Source organism: Paenibacillus sp. FSL R7-277 (genome assembly GCF_000517965.1).
Lineage (GTDB): Bacteria > Bacillota > Bacilli > Paenibacillales > Paenibacillaceae > Paenibacillus_AQ > Paenibacillus_AQ silagei.
The window spans coordinates 208,243-227,919 of the sequence record NZ_ASPX01000069.1 but is presented as its reverse complement, the minus strand read 5'-3'; the positions used below and the strand labels follow the sequence as shown (position 1 = coordinate 227,919).

The following is a 19,677-nucleotide window of genomic DNA, read 5'->3' as shown; positions in this document are numbered from 1 at the left end:
ACGCATAACTGTTCTTCCTGAATCCAAAAAGGTTGCTCCTAACGCCATAATGGCAGAAGGAACAACCTTTTTCTGTGCTATTGCTATTTTAAATTGTATCCCTTTCAAGGATGTCCTAAATTGCATCGACCTAGAAAAGATACGTTTTTACCATTATTTGTAACTTATCCTAGGCATTCGCATAGATATATTCTATAACTATTTCAATGCCAAGGAGCGATTCTGTTGGAAAATCAAATGTTGTCCCCGCAAACCTGCAATTCAGAGACTGTTGGCCTGCCGCCGCAGTCTAATCCCAGCCCGCCGTTCATCCCAATTCCCCCAACCCCCGAAACCTTGTGTACAAACACCTGGGTGTATATCTGGACGAATACCAATGTGGGAAATCTCTGGGTTTATGTTCAGCGGGTCATTCAAGGCAAACGAAACACCTTAACCGGCTGCGCCTTGTTCCAGGATTGGAGCGGCAGGCACTATTATCAACAAGTCACCGTGGACTTGGCTTATATTACGATGTATGTATGCCATTCGCCGGCCTCTGACTCCATGGGGCTTTCCCCTGACAGCGCATCTTCAGGAGCATTACCATCCGGTAAACCCTTAGTCAAGCTATGCCTGTACCAACAGTTCCCGGTAGGCAATTTCGTCTATGAACTTACTCCGCTCAATACAACATGTCCAACACGGCCTGGGGATGAACGAATTCTTAAGGGCTCCATTATTATCCCTTACGATCCTGCGATGCCGGTTACGGGCGAGTTCAAATAAATTCACTAATAAGAGGGAGCACGCTCTAAGCCGAATAGGTGCCAAGAGCTTGCTCCCTTTTCCATCAATGGTAGAGTACTGAATCCTCCTGCGCGGACTGCGGTTCATCGCTGTAATAGGCTGGAACCGGTGAGGTGGCGTTCTTGTCCCGAAATTTATGTTTATAAGCTTCAAAATCCCATGTGCTCAGAAACTTCTCTGCTGCTGTGTGGCCCGAGGTCAGTAAGAACTGCTTATCCGCATCCGTCAAATCAAATTTGGTCGTCGTCACCTCCCGGGTTGGGATGAAGACGGTCCGTTCTTCCGCATGCTCATCTACATGACGCTGATCGTGTGCTTGGAGCATCGTTTTGAACATGCCTTTTAATAAAGAGACAGGACCGTTGATATCCAGGGTCTGGGCATACGTGCGTTTCTCCGACAGGCGGAAGCCAAAGGTTGGCCACCGCGGAACCCCCTCTACATCAAACAGCCAGATGGGATAGTTGCTCAGCATTCCTCCATCCAGCATGTAATACGGCTTCGGGATAAGCGGTGTATGCCACTGATAGGGTTTGAAGAAGAGCGGCAAGGTTGTACTCATTCTTACAGCCGCAGCAATCGGGAAGGTGGTTGATGACAGCCCGTAATGCGGGAGATCTCTGGGGAAAATAACCATTTTTCCGTTACTGATGTTCGATGCTATAATGGACAGCTTGCCTTCCGGCAGATCGCCGAATGTCTCTACACCCCTGCGCTTCAGCCAATCACTCATCACCCCCTCAAGAACATGGTTGCTGTAGATCCCCGAATTCAGGAGCAGCGGAAGGGCTTTGTTCAGCAGCGGTACATTGTTCAACCCTGTCTTGCCCAAGAGCTTCACATAATCGAGCGAATGCATCAGCTCCCTGATCTCTGCACTATTGTAGCCTGCCGCCAGCAGCGCCGCCACAATCGCTCCCGCCGAAGTCCCCGCCAGCTTGTTCCAGCTGTACCCCTTACGCTCCATTACCTCAATCGCACCGACAAAAGCAATACCTTTGACACCGCCGCCCTCAAATACAGCGTCTGCCTTCATAACCATCCATCCCCCTCCATCCGAATTATGACCGGGTACAATTGTTGCTGCACCTTATTCTTTGCGAGAGGGAAAGTTCTGATTCACAGCGGCTGCCCAGCCGGTTCAGAAGCCTTTGTATAACGGTTCTCCGGAACCGGAAGTCCGAGATTGCCCCGCAGCGTATCACTTTCGTATTCGGTGCGGAAAAGCCCGCGCTCCTGGAGAATTGGAACGACCTGATCAACAAATTCCTCCAGCCCGTTCGGTACGGCGGCCGCCAGCATGAAGCCGTCGGCGGCTCCGCCCTCGAACCAGGCCTGAAGCTGATCGGCCACCTGCTCTGGTGTACCTATGAAGCTGCTGCGCGGCGTTGCCGATTGCAGGGCAACCTGGCGCAGGGTTAAGCCCTGCTCTCTGGCATCCTTTTTGATTTTGTCCGTGCCGCTCTGGAAGCTGTTTCGGCCCAGATCACCGACATCCGGGAATGGCTCATCCAGCGGATACTGCGAGAAATCATGATGCTCGAAGAAGCGGCCCAGATAGTTCAGCGCATTCTCAATCGTCACCAGCCCGGCAACCTCCTGGTATTTGCGCTCCGCTTCCTCCGGGGTAGCCCCAAGAATAGGTGCTATTCCCGGGAAGATCAGCACTTCATCGGGATTGCGCCCGAAGGAGGCAACACGGCTTTTCACATCCTTATAGAATTCCTGCGCGGACTCCAGCGAGTCATGACCCGTGAAGATGGCATCCGCCACGCTGGAGGCATAATCTTTGCCGACTTCAGAGGAACCTGCCTGGAAAATAACCGGCTGCCCCTGCTTCGAGCGGGCGATATTGAGCGGTCCCTTCACTGAGAAGAATTCACCCTGGTGATCGAGCGTATGCATTTTCTGCGGATCAAAGAAGACGCCCGTGTCCTTATTGCGGACAAACGCGTCGTCCTCCCAGGAATCCCACAGCCCGCGTGCCACCTCCAGATATTCGGCGGCAATACGGTAGCGTTTGCCATGGTCCGGATGCTCCTGCTTGCTGTAATTGAGCGCAGAGCCTTCGAGCGGCGAGGTCACCACATTCCATCCGGCCCGTCCGCCGCTGATGACATCCAGTGAGCCGAATTGCCGGGCTACCGTGAACGGTTCACTGTAGGAGGTAGATAAGGTACCTACCAGACCGATGCGGCTGCTGACTGCCGCCAGCGCACTGAGAATCGTCAGCGGCTCGAAGCGGTTCAGGAAATGAGGGATCGACTTCTCATTGATGAACAGACCGTCTGCAATGAAAATCAGGTCCAGCTTGCCTTCCTCCGCTTTGCGTACCCATTCCTTGTATAGCTCGAAGTTCACACTGGCATCAGGCTGCGCATCGGGATGACGCCACATGGAGGTACTGCCTCCAACGCCGTGCAGCAGGGCCCCCAGCTTCAATTGTCTTGGTTTCGTCATATTCATTCCTCCTCGAATTGGTATTCAGTCCGCTTGGTTCCTCATGAAAATATTCTTACAGGGCCGCTTGCTGCGAAGCTTGAGCGGCTGATGCAGCTGGTGCAGCTTGACTTGCCTGCGCTCCCCGCTTCACTCGTTCAATCTGGGCCAAATGCCGCTCTACATGTGCAGTGAATCCGCGGACAATATCGGTGATACGCACCGTTTCGCCCTTAAAGTTAATTCCGCTTTTCTCCCATTCTGCGGGACTCAGCCTTCCCAGCAGCAGACTGTTGTAATGCAGCAGGCTGCGGAACAGCTCCAGGCTGTCAGCGGCTTGCCCCTGATTACTATGCTGACCACTGACCCATGCGTCCTGCTGGAATGCCGGGAGCTGAACCTTCGTATCCGCCAGAATATCGCGGATGCGGAAGGAGACTACAATGCTGTGATCCGCTAAATGGGCCAGCACCTCGGTCACGCTCCAGCTTGACGGCTCCGCCTTCCACCTCAGCTGCTCATCCGATAAGCCTCTGGTTGCCTGCACTAATTGCTCGTGCGTGTTCAAGTAGCTGGCTAGCTCCACACTCACACTACTCATTGCGATTCCCTCCAATATAGGTTTGAATTATCGTTGTTACCCGCTGATGGGATATGCTTAATTGCACTTTGTACATCTAAAACGTCTGATTTCCAACCCATTATCTGTTTAATTGTAGTTCGTACAATTAAAAATCCATTTGCTTCAGATATTCACCGATTCGGGCAGATTTAGTTGTACAGGCTACACTTATACGATGCACGTAAGTCTTTTCGCTGTTTTTAAGTGTACCTTCTACAACTATCCCTGAATGGAGGTGTGTTACGCCTAGCCAAACGCCCATGAAACGCATAAGAACAACAACTCCGGCCTGGGAAGGGCTCTCCGAAGGGGAATCGCTCCACTTCCTCGGTCCTCCAGGTATCATCGCTCGCCCTCTACGATTTCAAATCAGATCTGCTGCTATTGAAGCGTGACAACGAGAATGGAGCTATATTCTGCCTGGTATGTCCCTGAACAGCCATGTCCGCGAGAATCTCTCCGACCGCGCTGGAGAATTTGAAGCCATGTCCAGAGAAGCCTCCGGCCAGCAGCACATGGCTGTGAGAAGGATGGCGGTCGATGATGAAATCCTCATCCGGCGTATGCTCATATTTACAGACGGAGCCCTTAAGCAGACGCCCGGCTGCTCCAGGCATATACGCTTCGAGAACCCGGCGGAGGTCGCCTTCATCACTCTCCAGGCTGCCGAACGGCTGCAGCGGTTCGCCGGGCTTCCATTCTTCGCCTGTATCATGGCGGCCGATCTTCAGTCCCGCCCCGCTGATACTGGGAAAACCGTAGAACCCGCCTTCCTCTGCACCCAGCGTGAAGCCGGGGAACCTCCCGGTCTCGAAGTCCGGCGTACTCCCAAACCAGCCTACTACCTTTCGTACCGCCTTAATCGGCAAGTTGACGAAGGGCGACAATGAACTGAACCAGGCCCCGGCGCTAAGTATAGCAGCGGCTCCGTGGTAATCCCCCTGCTTCGTCTGGACTGTGACACTTCCTTCGCGGGCCGTCACCTTCAGCACAGGAGTATTCGTCAGCAGCTCCGCACCGTGATCCAGCGCAAGCTGCCGGTAAGCGGTAATGCACCGCTCACTGTAGAGATAACCGGCATCCGGCTCATACATCGCCTCGAAGGATTCGGGGAGGTTCAGGGCTGGCCAGCGGCGGCAGATTTCCTCGGCATCCAGCTGCTCAGCCCGGACCTTCCGCTTCCGCGCCTCTTCCAGACGTCCGGCGAAGGAATACACCTTGCTGTCTGCCAGATTGAGCACGCCGGACGGAGCCAGCAGCTTGAGGCCGCTCTCTGCCTCCGCCTCTTCCCATAGCACCTGGGCACGGAGCGCCAGGTCAATATAGGCCGGATCGCCGCTGTAAGCGTGCCGGATCAGCCGGGTCTCCCCGTGATGGCTTCCTTCCGTATGCGGTGGATCGAAGGCATCGATCAGCAGGATCTTCACCCCGCGCCGGGCCAGATGATAGCCTGCGCTCATGCCCATGGAGCCTGCACCAACAATAATCACATCATATACGGGAGGGTCAGCGATGATCTGCACCCCCTTTAGCCGAGAGATGCTCAAGTACACGTACCGCCAGATCGCTGAAGAATTCTGCACCTACAGGCAGCGCTGCTTCGTCCAGATCGAAGGCGGGATGATGCCATTCCCGGCTTCCGGCGGTGCCGGTGAAGACAAATAAACCGGGAACCGCCCGCTGATAGAAGGCGAAATCCTCCCCGGCCGGTGACGGCACCGGCTGCACAGAGGTATAGCCCAGCTTCGCCGCCGTCTCTTCTCCAAGCCGGGCCAGCAGCGCATCGTTGATGACCGGCGGCGGACCGCCGATCCAGCGCACGCTGGCTTCAGCGCCGAGAGCGGCAGCCACACCTTTCACTATATCTTCGAACCGTTTCAGCACCCTGCCGCGCACCGCTTCATCGAAGGAACGGATCGTCCCCTCCAGCACCGCCGTGTCCGGGATGATGTTCCACGAATTTCCGCTGTGGATCTGCGTGACGCTGATTACGGCGCTATCCAGACTGCCCACATTCCGGCTGATGATGGATTGCAGCGCCGTTACAATATGCGAGGCGGCGACAATAGGATCAATCCCGGCCTCCGGCACGGCTGCATGGGTACCAAAGCCCCGGATACTGACTGCGAAGCCGTCTGCGGCCGCCATCAGCGGACCGGCCTTGATGCCAAGGGTCCCTACCGGCAGATCCGGCTTATTGTGCATACCGATCACTGCGCGCACCTGCTCCAGCCCGCCGGCAGCGATGATCTGCTGTGCCCCCTTCGCTTTCTCCTCGGCAGGCTGGAACAGGAAGCGAACCGTTCCGCTCAAGGCGCTCTCCTGCTCCTTGAGCTGATACACAGCTCCAAGCAGCGCCGCCGTATGGAAGTCATGTCCGCAGGCATGCATTCTGCCCGGATATAGCGAGGCATACGGCAGCCCGGTCTCTTCCTGGATCGGCAAGGCATCTATGTCAGCCCGCAGCGCAATCACCGGACCGCCCTGCTGACCGCCGATTTCGGCAATGACCCCGGTCTTCAGCCCGGAATCTGTAATCTTCACCCCCGCCTGCTTCAGCAGCGATGTGATGTATGAGGTAGTCTCAACCTCTTCCCCTGACAGCTCCGGGTGCTGGTGCAGATGACGCCTGATTTCAACCAGCCGCTCCTTGAACGCCAGTGAATGCACTTCACGGGCAGCGGATTCTGCCGCTGTACTGGTCATAATGAAGCCCCTGCAATAGCCCCGGAGAGCGCCTCACTCAGCAGCTCGAAGGAACGCTGCCGCTTCTCGAAGGGCTGCACGTTAGTAGTGACGATGAACTCCTCTACGCCGGAAGCTTCAGCTAACGCCAGCAGCTGCTCACGTACGGTCTCCTTCGTCCCCTTGGTAATCTCAGGCTCCCGCTCCTCCAGCGTGTACGCTTCCTCACTCTGGCGGGTGAACTCCTCGGCCTGCTCCCGGCTGGCCAGAGTCAGGATCTTGCCGCTGGCGAAGCGGATGCGGATCAGCTTATGCGCTCCAGCCAATTCCTTGGCCTCCTCTTCCGTATCAGCCACGATAACAGCCAGCGCAATAATCACCTGCGGCTCCTGCCCGCCGCTTCGATTGAAGCCGTTGCGGTAAGCCCGCACCGCCTCTAAGGCAACGGCCTGATCGCCGCCGATGAACAGGGAGAACACGTACGGCAAGCCTAGGCTGGCCGCGATCTCGGCGCTGGCGACACTGGCGCCAAGCACATACAGCTCCGGCGGGGTTGCGGGGAGCGGTCCTGCCTTCAGCCCGTGCAGCGGATGCTCCGCCTCCAGCCGGTTATGCACATATTTCTCCAGCTCCGTGATTTTGTCCGTTAATGAAGCGGCTTCCCCGCCTCCCTGCTGCAAGGCCTGTGTGCTGCGCGGCAGGCCGCCGGGAGCGCGTCCTACCCCTAGGTCCACCCGTCCCGGAGCCAGCGAAGCCAGCACGTTGAAATTCTCAGCCACCTTGTAGGGGCTGTAGTGCTGAAGCATAATTCCGCCAGAGCCGATGCGAATACGCTCCGTCCTAGCCAGCAGGTGCGAGATGAGCACTTCAGGAGAAGATCCGGCTACCTGCTCGGAATCATGATGCTCGGATACCCAGAAGCGGCGGAAGCCGAGGCGTTCCGATAGCTGCGCCAGCCTGATCGTATGTGCAAAAGCCTCTTCCGGTGTCTCCCCCGGATAGATCGGGCTTTGGTCGAGTACGCTGATTGTAATTGCCATAGATATGCCTCCTAGATGGAATAGTTCAGCTCCGGCGTAATCCGCTTCAGGAACTGCTTCGTTCGTTCTTCACGCGGGTGGTTGAATACTTCCGTGGGCGTGCCCTCCTCGACAATCACACCGCCGTCCATGAAAACCACATGATTTGCCACATCGCGGGCAAACCCCATTTCATGCGTCACCACAATCATCGTGATGCCTTCCTTGGCGATCTTGCGGATCACCGCAAGCACTTCGCCCACCAGCTCCGGGTCCAGTGCCGAGGTCGGTTCATCGAACAGAATCACTTCCGGCTCCAGCGCCAGCGCCCGGGCAATGCCGACGCGCTGCTGCTGCCCGCCGGAGAGCTGGCTCGGATAGGCATTCAGCTTGCTGCCAAGCCCGACCTTTTCCAGCAGTGCGATGCTCTTCTCTCTCGCCGCCTCCTTTGGCAGCTTCTTGACGATTAGGAGGCCTTCCATCACATTCTCCAGCGCGGTTTTGTGCCGGAACAGATTGTACTGCTGGAAGACCATGGCCGTCTTTTGCCGGAGCTGATGAATCTCCTTCTTGCGGGCATGCCGGAAGTCCAGCTTGAAGTCCCCGATGGAGATTTCGCCGCCGCTGGGCTTCTCCAGAACATTCACACAGCGCAGCAGCGTGGTTTTGCCGGAGCCGCTGGGACCGAGAATGACCACCACCTCGCCCCTCAACACCTCCAGATCAATATGGTTCAGCACCTGATGGCGCCCGAACGACTTCGATAGCTGTGTCAGCTTAATCATGCGACTCCCCCCCGGTTATATAGATTAATCCGTCTTTCAATGACGGCAGTTGCCCGCTCAATGAGGAACGTCAGTCCCCAGAAGATCAGCGCCGCCGCCAGGTACGCCTCGAAGAACTTCCAGTTGGTCGAAGCAACAATCTGCGCCTGGGCATTGATATCCACCACCGATACGGTAAAAGCCAGCGTAGACCCGTGCAGCATCCCGATCACAGAATTCGACAGATTCGGCAGGCTCGCCGCCAGCGCCTGGGGGAACACAATCCGCCGCAGTGCCTGTGAAGTGCTCATTCCAATGGAATGGGCCGCTTCGAGCTGACCGCGATCCACCGCCAGCAGACCGGAGCGCACCACCTCGGACATATAGGCCCCCGCCGTAATGGAGAAAGAAATATAGGCGAAGCCGATCATCGGTATCGATACCGAGCGGAAGCTCCAGCCGAACTGTGCAGCAAGCCCGTCGATAATCATCGGCAGTCCGAAATAGATCAGCAGCAGATGCGTCAGCATCGGGGTGCCGCGTATGAACGTGACATACCCTACGGCCAGCGGATACAGCCCGGGGACTCTATAAATCCGGATCAGGGCCACGACCGTACCGATCACGAAGCCTGCCAACACCGACACAACCGTAATATACAGCGTCGTAGGAATGGCTCCCAGAATTTGCAGAAACGCCGTCCAGATAAAAGATGGATCCAGCTTCATTACGCACCGCCTCCTTTACCCGCTCCCATATCCGCGACAATTGTGCGGTAGGACGCTTTTCGCTGAAGAGTGAACCGCTTCTTGGCCGGACTGTCCTGGGCTTCATGCCTGAGCAGACGTTTCTCCGCAACCAACAGCAGCTTTTCAATCGTAAAACTGATCACAAGATAGATAAGAGCAAGTGCAATATACGTCTCAATGAAATGCTGGGTCGCACTGCCCAGGGTCTGGGCCTTGCCCGTCATCTCCATCACTCCCAGCGTGAACGCCAGCGAAGTATCCTTCAGCAGCGCTATGAGCAGGTTCGAAAAGACAGGAATCGCAATTCCCAGCGCCTGAGGCAGCACAATACGGGTAAAAGCCTGGTACGAGGTCATCCCCGTAGCATAAGCCGCTTCCACTTGGCCCTTATCGACTGCTGTCACTGATGCGCGGATCATCTCCGACATGAAAGCCCCTGTGTGCAGACCGTAGGTCAGAATCACGAACACCAGCACCGGCGTCCGCGTCATATCCAGATTCACCAGCTTCAGCACCTCAGGCAGACCGTAATAGAACAGGAATAACTGAATGAGAATCGGCGTCCCCCGAAAAAAAGAAATGTACACCTCAGCGCAGGTCTTCAGGACCGGCACCTTATACAGGCGGGGAAGCGCAATGATAAATCCGACAATCATTCCTGCCAGCAGCGAGCAGGCTACGATCAGCAGCGTGGTACTCAGCGTAGTCAGCAGCTTGGGCAGGAACGAGAAGACAAAACCTAGATCAAACGGTGCACCCATCCTGCACCTCCTTTCCGCTGTACGGGCCTGCGCATTATTGAACCGATGAGGTGGTAACGTCCGCCCCCAGCCACTGTGTGCTTATTTTGCCAAGTGTGCCGTCTGTCTTCAGCTCCTTGACCACTCCGTCAATGGCCTCCGACAGCTTCTGCGAAGGGGCATCATCCTTGCGCAGCACATATAGAATATCAGCAGAGGACAGCTCGGGACCCACCGCCTGCAGCTTGCTCTGCGGGTCAATGATCGGCAATACGAAGTCCGCAGCAAGGGTAGCATCCACCCGGCCCGAATCAATCTGGTTGACCGTATCATTGGCGGCACCGTTCTGATAGACAATTTTGATCGGATCTGCACTGTGCTCCTTGTTATAGTTCTCAAGAATTTGTGCTTGCGCACTGGTGGCGCCGGTCAGTACCTTCTTCCCCTGCAGATCGTCCAGTGTCTGGATCGAGGTATTGCCTTTCGCTACAACGATGCGGTTTCTCCAGTGGGCATAAGCTTCCTTGTTAAAAGCGTACTTTTGCTCCCGCTCCGGGTTCTTCTCCATAACATGGGCTACCAGGTCAATCTTCTTCGTCTCAAGGCTAAGCAGCAGATTGCTGAAATCCATCGTCTGGAATTCAAACTCATACTCCGGCAGGCGCTTGTCAATCTCCTTCAGCAGCTCTACATCGAACCCGGTAAGCTTCCCGTTCTCATCGATGAAGCAGACATTGGGAAAAGCTGTCCCGGTGCCGACCACGATCTTGGTCACCTTAGCCGGATCGGCGGCAGCAGCCGTGGACTCCGAACTATTCGGAGATGCTGCCTCCGCTACCTTGCCGCTATTAGCGCTGTTATTATTGCCGCAGCCAGCGATCAGCAGTGTTAGTACAAGTGTGGATGCGAACGAAATCGTCTTGTTCATCTCTCAAACCCCTTTTCAATTTAGATAATCCCTATCTGTTTAGTGGTGATTATATGCAATTAACTTTATCACTGCATGCTGCCATGCGCTAATAGAGTTTCTTAATATGGTTATTCAAGAAGTCAATTCAGCTTGCTCAACGTCCCCGTCCCCAGCTCCAGCAGGGTGTCCAGGAACTCCGCGTTCTCCCCGTTCAGCGAGATCAGGTGGGTCCGCAGGGAGATGCCTTCGGTCTCCGTGATATCCACCCTTACCAGCGTTCCCGCCTCTACCTCCTCCTGCACACTCAGGGCTGGAAGGAAGCAGATTCCCGCTTGCTTCAGCACCAGCTTCTTGGCGGTCTCCAGGTTATCCACCTGATAGACAATGCCCGGCGGACGCTCCATGCTCTCGAATACCCGGTGCAGACGCATCCAGTCCAGCGAGCCGCATTCGAAGAATACGAGGGTCTCGTCAGAGATCTCCCGGATTGAAGCGCGGCCCTTGCGGGCCAGCGGATGACCGGCATACACATACAGCGAGATCGGGTCTTCACAGAAGGGGAACGACTGGATGGCCGGATTCACTACCTTGCGGATAAAAGCGAGATCGATCTCCTTCGCCTTCAGCTTCTCAATTAATACTTCCGTAGGAGCAGTTGTCAGCTTCATACGGATGTGGGGATACCGCTGCTTCAAATGCAGCAGCAGACGGGGCATCAGATAATTGGAGACCGATACTGTACTGCCGATTCTCAGCTCGCCGGGGATTTGGCCTTTGGATTGAATCTGATGCCTCCCGTTCTGATAGACCTGCAGAATTTGCTGCGCATAGGGGAGGAATTGGCGGCCTTTATCCGTCAGGTTAATCTGCTTGCCCAGCCGGTCGAATACCTTGCAGTCCAGCTCCCGTTCCAGCGACTGGATACGGGCAGTCACTGTCGGCTGCGAGATATAGAGCACATCTGCCGCTTTGTTGAAGCTGCCGTAGTGGTTGATGTAGACAAAAGCTTCAATATTCTCGATGTTCAAGCGTAGTCCCCCTCCGCATTTTATAATTTTTACTATTCCAATCGTTTAACAATGAATTAGATCCGCACTTTCCTATAGAATTTGTTTATATCTTAGTCACCGGCCCTTTTTTTGTCAACAGACTTATTGTGTAGCATACGGCCATAACCATTACATTGATCACAATTACAGATAGAACTTTTCTATCCATTAATCAAAATCATTAAATCCCTCTTATACTCATCGGATTTATAGATTATAATAACAAAACACCAATACCGGACAGGAGGCACCAGATGAATCACTCAGCAGAAATTGTAATCCGTGAAGCTGCAGCTTCCGATCGTGAAGCCATTGCCAGGGTCTTGCTTGAAGCTTACAGCGAATATGCAGCCGTGCTGCCCGGGCCGTTCTGGGCGGAGTACCGGGATTCCATTCTCGGCTCGGTTCATGGCGATGCACCCGTCTCCCGGATTGTAGCGGAGCTGGACGGACAAATTGTAGGGAGCGTGCTGCTGTTCACCTCCTCAGAGGCTGCTTATGGCAGGCCGGAGCTGGGTATCCATACACCGATCATCCGTCTGCTGGCTGTATCTCCGGCAGTCCGGGGACGCGGGGTGGCCAGACTTCTGATCCGTGAAGCCGCAGGAAGGTCCATTGCACTGGGGGCAGCCAGCCTGAACCTGCATACTTCAGATATGATGGCCTCGGCGATCAGGCTCTATGAGAGACTGGGCTTCAAGCGGGCTTATGAGACGGATCTGAAGAACGGGGATACTCTGGTCAAAGGCTACCGCCTGGAGCTGCAAGCCCCGCCCGGTCTGCAGAGCAAAAAAACCTCCACAGCCTGAGCGGGGAGGTTGGCGTCCTGCGAGCCGTGGAGGCCGTTACGGCGGGCGTTGAACACCTTCCGCGGGCCGTGAGGTCCGTTACTGCGGGCGGTGGGGACTGTTCCGACGAGACGCCCTAAAGCTCCGCCTGGCCGGGAAATTTTGCACAATCCTGCCCAAAGTACAACATTCCCCTCCTCATTCCGGCCAAAGTCCAACATTGTTGCATAAAAAGCAGGATTTCTCCACCTACGGGCGGTTTGGCGGCACAATTCCTGCATTTCGTGCAACAATCCCCCCTAGCACCCAGGTATCTAGGAATCCAAGTTGCAATTAGTACAACATTCCTTGCATCACTGTGCAATCCGTCCGAAGTATGGAGGCAGACACAGCTCAATGTGAAGGCCGCTTAAGAGCGGAGACAGCACGTTTTTCTGCGAATGCTACTATAGAGCGGAGACAGCACGGTTCCCTGCGAATGCTACTATGGAGCAGGGACAGTACGGTTCCCTGTGAATACTGCTACTAAGCCGAGACTTTGCGCTTCCCTGTGAATACTCCTACAGAATACTCTTCGCCTTCGCGGCCTTCAGCCACTGCGGGAATTCATTCAACAACTGGTCATACAGCTCCTCATCGGATACGTCTTCAATCCGGTCCAGATGGATGAAGCTGGCGTTATCCACCAGTCTGCCGCTCATCGTGTCGAGCTGCTTCAGCACCTCGAAGTCAGAGTCGCCGATGCCGACAAACTGCCAGAAGATCGGAAGGGCGGATGCGGCCATAATCACCTTGCGGGTCGGCTTAACTACGCCGCCGTCATTGATGAAGATAATGAACACTGGCGTCGTGTCCGGCTCCTCCTTGGTGTATTTTCCGATGACATCCTGCATTACCGGCGGTTCGTTATTACGCCCGAACTTATGAATTGAATCGTTGTTCATAATATGAGTGAAGACATAGCTGCCAAGCTCCTGCTCGGTAACCGGCGGAAGTCTGCTGAATTCCGTATCATAGACCCACACATCCAGGGAGCCGTTATCATCGAACTTGCTGGCAACCGCAAGGATACGTTCTACCACCTCCTGCACCACACCTCTGGCATAGAGGCTGCGCATGGAGCCGGTGATGTCCAGCACGATACCCACTCTTGCGGTTACACCGGTGAGCTGTTTTTTGACCAGGGTGAGCTCCACGATCTTTTTGCGCAGATTAATCGAAGACAACACATTCACCGGAGTCTCCGCCTCGGGCTGACGGATTACCTCCGGGGTCTTATTCACCACCTCAGGTGTCTGCTCCACTAGCTCAGATGTTTGCTCCACCACTTCAGGTGTTCGCTCCAATACCTCAGCCGCCGCTGCGGCTTCGTTCCCGGACTCCTGTTCCACCTCAAGCCCGTAGCTTCGGCACAAGGCTGCAAGTCCTCCATTATACCCGCTGCCAATTGCACTGAACTTCCACTCTCCCTGATGGCGGTACAGCTCCCCGGCTACGACAGCTGTCTCCTCTGACAGATCCGCCCCATACTCGAAGCGGTACAGCTCTTGCCCAGTCCTGCGGTCTGCCAGCGTTAGCTGTAAGCCGGACAGATCCTTCATCCGCTGGTTGCGCTGCTCTCCCTCATAGATCGTCAAGGTTACCGCAATGCGGGCATAATGCTGAGGTATTCTCGATAACGAAATGGACAGGTCTGCCCCGTTCTCCCCCTCCGCAGAATGAGCTACTCCCCCCTCCCTCGACACCGGATTTCCGTAAAATATAAAATCCTCATCCCGTTCACACCGGTTCTGATCTGACAATAGAAAGGCTGCCGCATCGACGCCCACTCCGCTATGCTGCGTGTTCCAGCGGAGCTGGATGGATATCTCGTGAGCTTCTCTTCCTTTGGTGATATCGACCTTTTGACCTTTTGACAGCTGCAAGTCTTTCATCTCCTCTTCATAGCAGTCTATTCCAGAAGTTCATAGATAAGGTATACCCCATTGAGGCAGCCTTGCACAACCTGAACAGATTGTATTTCCAGCTTTGCTCCTTTAATATGAAAGGTAATAGATGATAGATAGGGGCTTTACCTGATGAATTTCACTGCGATAGATTTTGAGACTGCCAATTCCGGCCGCTCCAGCGCCTGTGCCCTGGGGCTTGTTCAGGTCCGTGATGGTATCGTTACAGCAGAGCACAACTGGCTGATTGACCCGCAGCAACCGTTCGACGGGATGAATATTGCCATTCATGGAATTACACCCTCTATGGTTAGAGGCCAGCCTACTTTCGCTGAGCTGTGGCCCACGGTGGAACCGCTGCTGCAGGGGGAGATTGTGATCGCGCATAATGCCGCCTTCGATATGAGTGTGCTGCGGTACTGCCTGGACGACTACTCTCTCTGCTATCCAGGCTTTCAATATTTATGTACCTACCTGCTCGGCAAAAAAATGCTCCAGGACCTCCCCTCCCATAAGCTCAATGTCATCTCGGCGCATTTCGGCATCCGGCTGAAGCACCATGATGCCCTGGAGGATGCCAGAGCTTCTGCACTGATTCTCCTGAAATTGATGGAGCAGTGGCAGCAGTTCGATCCGCTGCTGTTAGCCGGCAGCCAGGGATACAAGGCCGGGACGATGTATGACGGCGGGTATACGCCGTTCAAGGCAGCGCCCAAGAAGGCCGCGAAGAAGCCGGCCGCCGGGAAGAAGGCTGCTGCCAAGACAACCAGCAAGGAGGCCAGCACAACACCGATGCCCGCAGCATCCGGCCTGCTGGATAGCGTGGCTCCCGTTGTAGCTGCTCAGGATGTCACAGCTTCTGTGACTCACCCGGCTACAGTCAAGGAACCTACTCCTGCAGCTCTGCTGGTCCCTGAGCTGGTTCGCGGCCAGCGAGTCGATATCGGCGACAAGCTTAGCGCCTCCAGACTCCTTGCCGCTGTGGAGTGGGACGCTCCGGCTTCGCACCTGGAAGTCAGCCAGCCGGAGACCGCTGCCTTCCTGCTCCGGGAGAGCGGACGCTGTGAGCAAGAGCGGGAGCTTATCTTCTCTGGGAATATGGAAGACCCTAGCGGCTCCGTCTTCTGCTCTAAGCCCGCTGCGCACATGGGGCATCTGTATCTTCAGCTGACCAGCCTGCCTGCAGCCATCACGCGGATTGCGCTGGCCTTCACGGTTGCGGAGTTCAGCGGTGACCGGAATCCGGGCCCGGTCTGGAACGCTTCCGTATCACTGATTGATTCCCGGACGGGAGTCAGACTGGCCGTATTCCCCTTAAGCCGGAATGTTATGCCAGGTATGTCCGTTGTTATCGGAGAGTTCTACCGTTATAAGGATAAATGGAGATTCGCTGCTATCGGAGAGTTGCTGCCGGGCGGCCTTCCGGCCCTGTGCAGCCACTACGGCCTGGAAGCTGACAGCGTCACGAAGGCACAGGCGGAGTCCGCCGCAGCGGCGGAGGCTTAAGATCCTAAGTAAAGCAATCCCCCCAACCGCAACTACGGGATGGGGGGATTGCTTTATTTTCAGCGATACCAGTGTCTCAATCGTTATATCTTCAGCCGGTAGACGGCCTTATTCTCCAGTCCACGGATGAACGGCGTCCATTCCTCCGTCTCCGGAGTGGTATCAAGGGCGTCCTCCACCATTTGCAGCTTGGCATCCATCGCGTCGATATGATGCAGGGCAACTGCTTCAGCCGTCTGGGGCTGGACCGGGCTTCCCCACTCGCCCAGATTATGATGGGATAAGACCAGATGCTGAAGCGCCATGACCTTCTCAGATTCCAGATCAATGCCGGTGCGGATGGCCGCTTCTGTAATCCAGCTTGAAGCCATCGAGATATGTCCAATCAGCTTTCCGTGCACACTGTAATCCGACACAATGCCGTACTGCGAGATCATCTCTTCCGGCTTGGCGATATCATGGAGGATAATGCCCGCTCTCATCAGATCAGGATTCAGGAACGGACGCTGCTTGCACAGGAAATCCCCAATCTCCAGCATGCGGACCATGTGATAAGCAAGCCCGGCGAAATAGGCATGATGGTGGGTCTTGGCTGCCGGATAATGCATGAGCTTCTCCTCAACCTTCCCTACACAGAAGTTCACAATCGCTGCAATCTCCGGATCGGCAATACTCTCCATCTCGTTCTTAATCGTATGGACCAGGTCCACAGGACGCACCGGGGCCGAGCGGATGAAGTCGGTCAGCGATACGCCGTCGGATTCATTGACCAGTCTTAGCTTGGTGATTTTGACCTGAAGCTTCTCGCGATACGTATGAGCCATCCCCCGGACCTTCACCAGCGCCATCGGGAAAAAAGTCTCCTTATCCGTCACGCTGACGTCCCAGTATTTCGCCGAAATCTGGCCGCTGGCATCACCTAGTACAATATCGAAGTAATCCTTGGGAGGAGTTCCGTTCGTCTGTTTCAGCACCAGTTCTCTAAGCAGATAGAAGCCGGTGAATTCATCCTGCGGGGCTAGCTGTTTGATTAATGTCATTGTGAAGCCTCCTATGACTTACAGGCCTGAGCCTGCTGGGTATATTAGTGTGTATATTAGAGGTTTGACACTCCCTTCCCAAATCCCTTTAAATTACTATACGATTGGCATTCCTATTTATGTCCACACCTGCAAAAAGGGCTGTCCCGGCCATTTGCATGACCCAGGACAACCCTTAGTGAATGGATTCTGTTATTTGCCGGCAGATTCGAGCGCTGCTTTGATCGCTTCTACCGCTTTGGCAGAGATGGCTTTCTGGGCATCATTCGCTCCGAAGGCTGCTGCACGGTACCCGTACTTATGCAGTCCTTTGCCGTTCGAGGTATTCTCGATCTCGTATTTCACCAGCAGCTCATCATCCGTCAGATTATATCTTACCTTACCTTTATCATCCAGGTAGTACACAGCCATAGTTACAGGCACATTATACTTAGTAGTAACCATGACATTTACAGTCTTATCCACACTGGCACCGATGAAAATGCCATCGAAATACGCGGCCTTATCCGTTTCCGTAACTTCCGCTTTACCATAAGCTCTGTCAACGGCTGCCTTCAGCGCATTGCTGCTGCTGGTAGCGCCGGATACGGCATCCACATCCTGAGCGCCTTCTCTTGTGCCTGCAGCCAGGAAGCTGGCGGTTAGCACCGGAATAGCTTTTTGCACCTCAGCATAAGCGGATTTACCCAGATCCACCATGTTCATGCCTACACGGGAAAGGGCCACATTTACGATCTTGCCGTTACGCAGTGTAACATCTGCTTTGTTCGTGCCTTTGTCATAAGCATCACCATAAGCGGTGAAAGTGCCGTCTTTATAAGTGCCTTGTACCTTGGACGCATTGGTCAAAGCATCCGTCAGTGCTGCCTTCGCTGCAGCCGACAGAGCTTCCTGTCCGGCGATATCTGGAGCCTGCACGCCGCTTGCGAGCAGTCCTGCGGTCAGCTTGTCGACCAGTGATTTCTGTTCTTCGCTCCGCTTGTCGTCTGCAATCAGCTTACCGTCTGCGCCGAACAGGCTCAGCTTGATGCCCGTTACCTGATCCGCATCGATATCAACCAGCAGCATAACCTTGGACTGATTATCCACACCGGCAAATTTACCATCGAAGGTTTGACCTTCACCCGGAGTCTTCAAGGCTTTCTCAAAAGCGCGCTCTACGGCCTGGTTCCAGCCATGGCTGCTCTCCGTAGCGCCGGAGATTCCATCTACCTTCTCATTATAGTTAGCGATATAAGATCCGTTAGCCAGCAGTTTGGCGGTCATCGGAGCATTCGCCTTCACAACTTCCGCATAAGCGGTTGCCCCTCTGTCGATCAGGTTACTGCCCAGTCTGAACAACTTCACATCTACCAGCTTGCCGTTACGGATCACAACATCCGCTCTCTCCACGCCCACACTTCTTGCTGTACCGTAGGAAGAGTAGAATCCGTCAACATAAGCAGCCTTGTTGTTGATGCTGGCATTCTGTTCGGCATCCCAGAAGGCGTTCACTGCGGCTTTGGTCTCTGCCTCGAAGCCGGCTACCGGCTGCGCACTAGCACCTTTGGCAAGCAGTGCAGGAGTGATTGCTGCAATCGCTGCGGTCTGTTCAGCCGTATATGTCTTCTCATCCACGAAATCTCCGGTAGCGCTCAGCGGATACATTTTCACCGCAGTCAGCTTGTTTGCTTCATAGGTAGCAAACACTGCATATTTGGCCTCAGGGTCTACGCCCATATGGACTCCGTTAAAATAAGTGGCATCAGCCGCTTGGTGCGCAAGCGATCGCTCAAAAGCTCTGTCTACAGACAGCTTCCAGCCATTGCTCGTACGGGTTGCACCGGATACAGCGTCAACCGCAGCCGCGCCGTCTCTGGTTTTACCCATCAGTCTGTCTTTCATCAGGCCATAGGCTGCCCACACGCCGCTGTAATTCTCACGGGCATTGCGGTCGATGATCTTCGGGCTGGTTCTGAGCAGCTCGATATCGGCGATCTTGCCGTCTTTGATCGTTACCTTTGCACCCTCTGTGCCTTTGGAATACGCATCTCCATAGGCAACATATACTCCATCCTGATATACATCCTCGTGTACAGTAACTGGAGCTGCTGTTGCTGCCGGCTTAGCAGTTACCGCTGGCTTCGCTGAAGCCTTGGCAGATGCTTCCGGTGCAGTGGTTGCTGCCGGCTTAGCGGTTGCTTTAGCCGTTGCTGCCGGTGCAGCTGTCGCCTTAGGAGTGGCTGCCGGTTTGGCTGTTGCCTTCGGGGTTGCCGCCGGTTTGGCTGTTGCCTTCGGAGTTGCCGCCGGTTTGGCTGTTGCCTTCGGAGTTGCCGCCGGTTTGGCTGTTGCCTTCGGAGTGGCTGCCGGTTTGGCTGTTGCCTTCGGAGCTGGTTTAGCAGTCGCTGCCGGCGCTTCTTCCGATGCTGCTGAAACCGCATCCACCTTCAGGTTCAAGGCCGGTGCGTTAATCGTGTAGGCTAATGGCGCGAGCAGCAAGGCTGCGCTTACAGTCAAAGAAATTATTTTTTTCAAATGCGTATTCTCCTTTATTATTCCCCAGTAGTATGTAGCGTTTTCAAACCGTCTTGTTCCGTATCATTTCCTTCTGATTACGAAGAGCAGCCAACTCTTCCTGAACGTCACCCACTC

General features: G+C 54.9%; 17 protein-coding genes and 1 pseudogene. 3 read left to right on the top strand and 15 right to left on the bottom strand.

The window, feature by feature from the left end; translation table 11 throughout:
• The first annotated feature begins 225 nt into the window (after positions 1-225).
• Positions 226-768, top strand: a complete 543-nt coding sequence (locus C173_RS34285; protein WP_155991588.1) for a hypothetical protein — start codon at positions 226-228, stop codon at positions 766-768.
• A gap of 64 nt (positions 769-832) precedes the next feature.
• Here C173_RS34285 and C173_RS20235 read toward each other — a convergent pair whose 3' ends face one another.
• The 11 genes from C173_RS20235 to C173_RS20185 all read right to left on the bottom strand — a co-directional run bounded on the left by C173_RS20235 (position 833) and on the right by C173_RS20185 (position 11,745).
• Positions 833-1,825 carry a patatin-like phospholipase family protein gene (locus tag C173_RS20235; protein WP_051478238.1) on the bottom strand — a complete coding sequence of 331 codons (993 nt, stop codon included), beginning with the start codon at positions 1,823-1,825 and terminating at the stop codon, positions 833-835.
• A gap of 83 nt (positions 1,826-1,908) precedes the next feature.
• A complete protein-coding gene (locus tag C173_RS20230) occupies positions 1,909-3,249 on the bottom strand; it encodes an LLM class flavin-dependent oxidoreductase (RefSeq protein ID WP_036727742.1) in 1,341 nt (446 codons plus the stop codon).
• 55 nt (positions 3,250-3,304) lie between these two features.
• The gene (locus tag C173_RS20225; protein ID WP_051478195.1) at positions 3,305-3,829 is read right to left on the bottom strand and encodes a DinB family protein; all 525 of its coding nucleotides are present in this window, start codon (positions 3,827-3,829) and stop codon (positions 3,305-3,307) included.
• 377 nt (positions 3,830-4,206) lie between these two features.
• Positions 4,207-5,340 carry an N-methyl-L-tryptophan oxidase gene (gene solA, locus C173_RS20220; protein ID WP_268748460.1) on the bottom strand — a complete coding sequence of 378 codons (1,134 nt, stop codon included), beginning with the start codon at positions 5,338-5,340 and terminating at the stop codon, positions 4,207-4,209.
• 16 nt (positions 5,341-5,356) lie between these two features.
• Positions 5,357-6,556: an amidohydrolase gene (locus tag C173_RS20215; RefSeq protein ID WP_036727741.1), complete on the bottom strand. Its 1,200-nt coding sequence runs from the start codon at positions 6,554-6,556 to the stop codon at positions 5,357-5,359.
• Complete coding sequence (locus tag C173_RS20210; protein ID WP_036727739.1) at positions 6,553-7,575, bottom strand: LLM class flavin-dependent oxidoreductase; 1,023 nt, start codon at positions 7,573-7,575, stop codon at positions 6,553-6,555. Before C173_RS20210 ends, C173_RS20215 begins: the two co-directional genes overlap by 4 nt.
• A gap of 11 nt (positions 7,576-7,586) precedes the next feature.
• Positions 7,587-8,339: an amino acid ABC transporter ATP-binding protein gene (locus C173_RS20205; protein ID WP_036727738.1), complete on the bottom strand. Its 753-nt coding sequence runs from the start codon at positions 8,337-8,339 to the stop codon at positions 7,587-7,589.
• Positions 8,336-9,046, bottom strand: a complete 711-nt coding sequence (locus C173_RS20200) for an amino acid ABC transporter permease (RefSeq protein WP_036727736.1) — start codon at positions 9,044-9,046, stop codon at positions 8,336-8,338. Before C173_RS20200 ends, C173_RS20205 begins: the two co-directional genes overlap by 4 nt.
• The gene (locus tag C173_RS20195; protein ID WP_036727734.1) at positions 9,046-9,828 is read right to left on the bottom strand and encodes an amino acid ABC transporter permease; all 783 of its coding nucleotides are present in this window, start codon (positions 9,826-9,828) and stop codon (positions 9,046-9,048) included. Before C173_RS20195 ends, C173_RS20200 begins: the two co-directional genes overlap by 1 nt.
• A 34-nt stretch (positions 9,829-9,862) precedes the next feature.
• Positions 9,863-10,735 carry a transporter substrate-binding domain-containing protein gene (locus C173_RS20190; protein ID WP_036727732.1) on the bottom strand — a complete coding sequence of 291 codons (873 nt, stop codon included), beginning with the start codon at positions 10,733-10,735 and terminating at the stop codon, positions 9,863-9,865.
• Positions 10,736-10,857: 122 nt separating this feature from the next.
• Complete coding sequence (locus C173_RS20185; RefSeq protein WP_036727730.1) at positions 10,858-11,745, bottom strand: LysR family transcriptional regulator; 888 nt, start codon at positions 11,743-11,745, stop codon at positions 10,858-10,860.
• Positions 11,746-12,020: 275 nt separating this feature from the next.
• Here C173_RS20185 and C173_RS20180 point away from each other — a divergent pair, with 275 nt between their 5' ends.
• Entirely contained in the window at positions 12,021-12,575 is a 555-nt protein-coding gene (locus C173_RS20180; protein ID WP_036727729.1) for a GNAT family N-acetyltransferase, read from the top strand.
• A gap of 539 nt (positions 12,576-13,114) precedes the next feature.
• Here C173_RS20180 and C173_RS35045 read toward each other — a convergent pair.
• Complete coding sequence (locus C173_RS35045) at positions 13,115-13,780, bottom strand: vWA domain-containing protein (RefSeq protein ID WP_036727950.1); 666 nt, start codon at positions 13,778-13,780, stop codon at positions 13,115-13,117.
• A 234-nt stretch (positions 13,781-14,014) separates the two neighbouring features.
• A pseudogene (locus C173_RS35040) lies at positions 14,015-14,488 on the bottom strand (TerD family protein); the annotation flags it as partial.
• Between the two features lie 144 nt (positions 14,489-14,632).
• On the opposite strand from C173_RS35040, the gene C173_RS33760 reads away from it, so the two are divergent.
• Positions 14,633-16,006, top strand: a complete 1,374-nt coding sequence (locus C173_RS33760; RefSeq protein WP_081751255.1) for a TerD family protein — start codon at positions 14,633-14,635, stop codon at positions 16,004-16,006.
• An 83-nt stretch (positions 16,007-16,089) separates the two neighbouring features.
• On the opposite strand, the gene C173_RS20165 is transcribed toward C173_RS33760, so the two are convergent.
• Both C173_RS20165 and C173_RS20160 read right to left on the bottom strand, forming a co-directional pair.
• Positions 16,090-17,046 (bottom strand): 3'-5' exoribonuclease YhaM family protein, encoded by a 957-nt coding sequence (locus C173_RS20165; protein ID WP_036727727.1) that lies wholly within the window; start codon positions 17,044-17,046, stop codon positions 16,090-16,092.
• Positions 17,047-17,238: 192 nt separating this feature from the next.
• Positions 17,239-19,560 (bottom strand): FMN-binding protein, encoded by a 2,322-nt coding sequence (locus C173_RS20160; RefSeq protein WP_036727725.1) that lies wholly within the window; start codon positions 19,558-19,560, stop codon positions 17,239-17,241.
• Between the last annotated feature and the right edge of the window lie 117 nt (positions 19,561-19,677).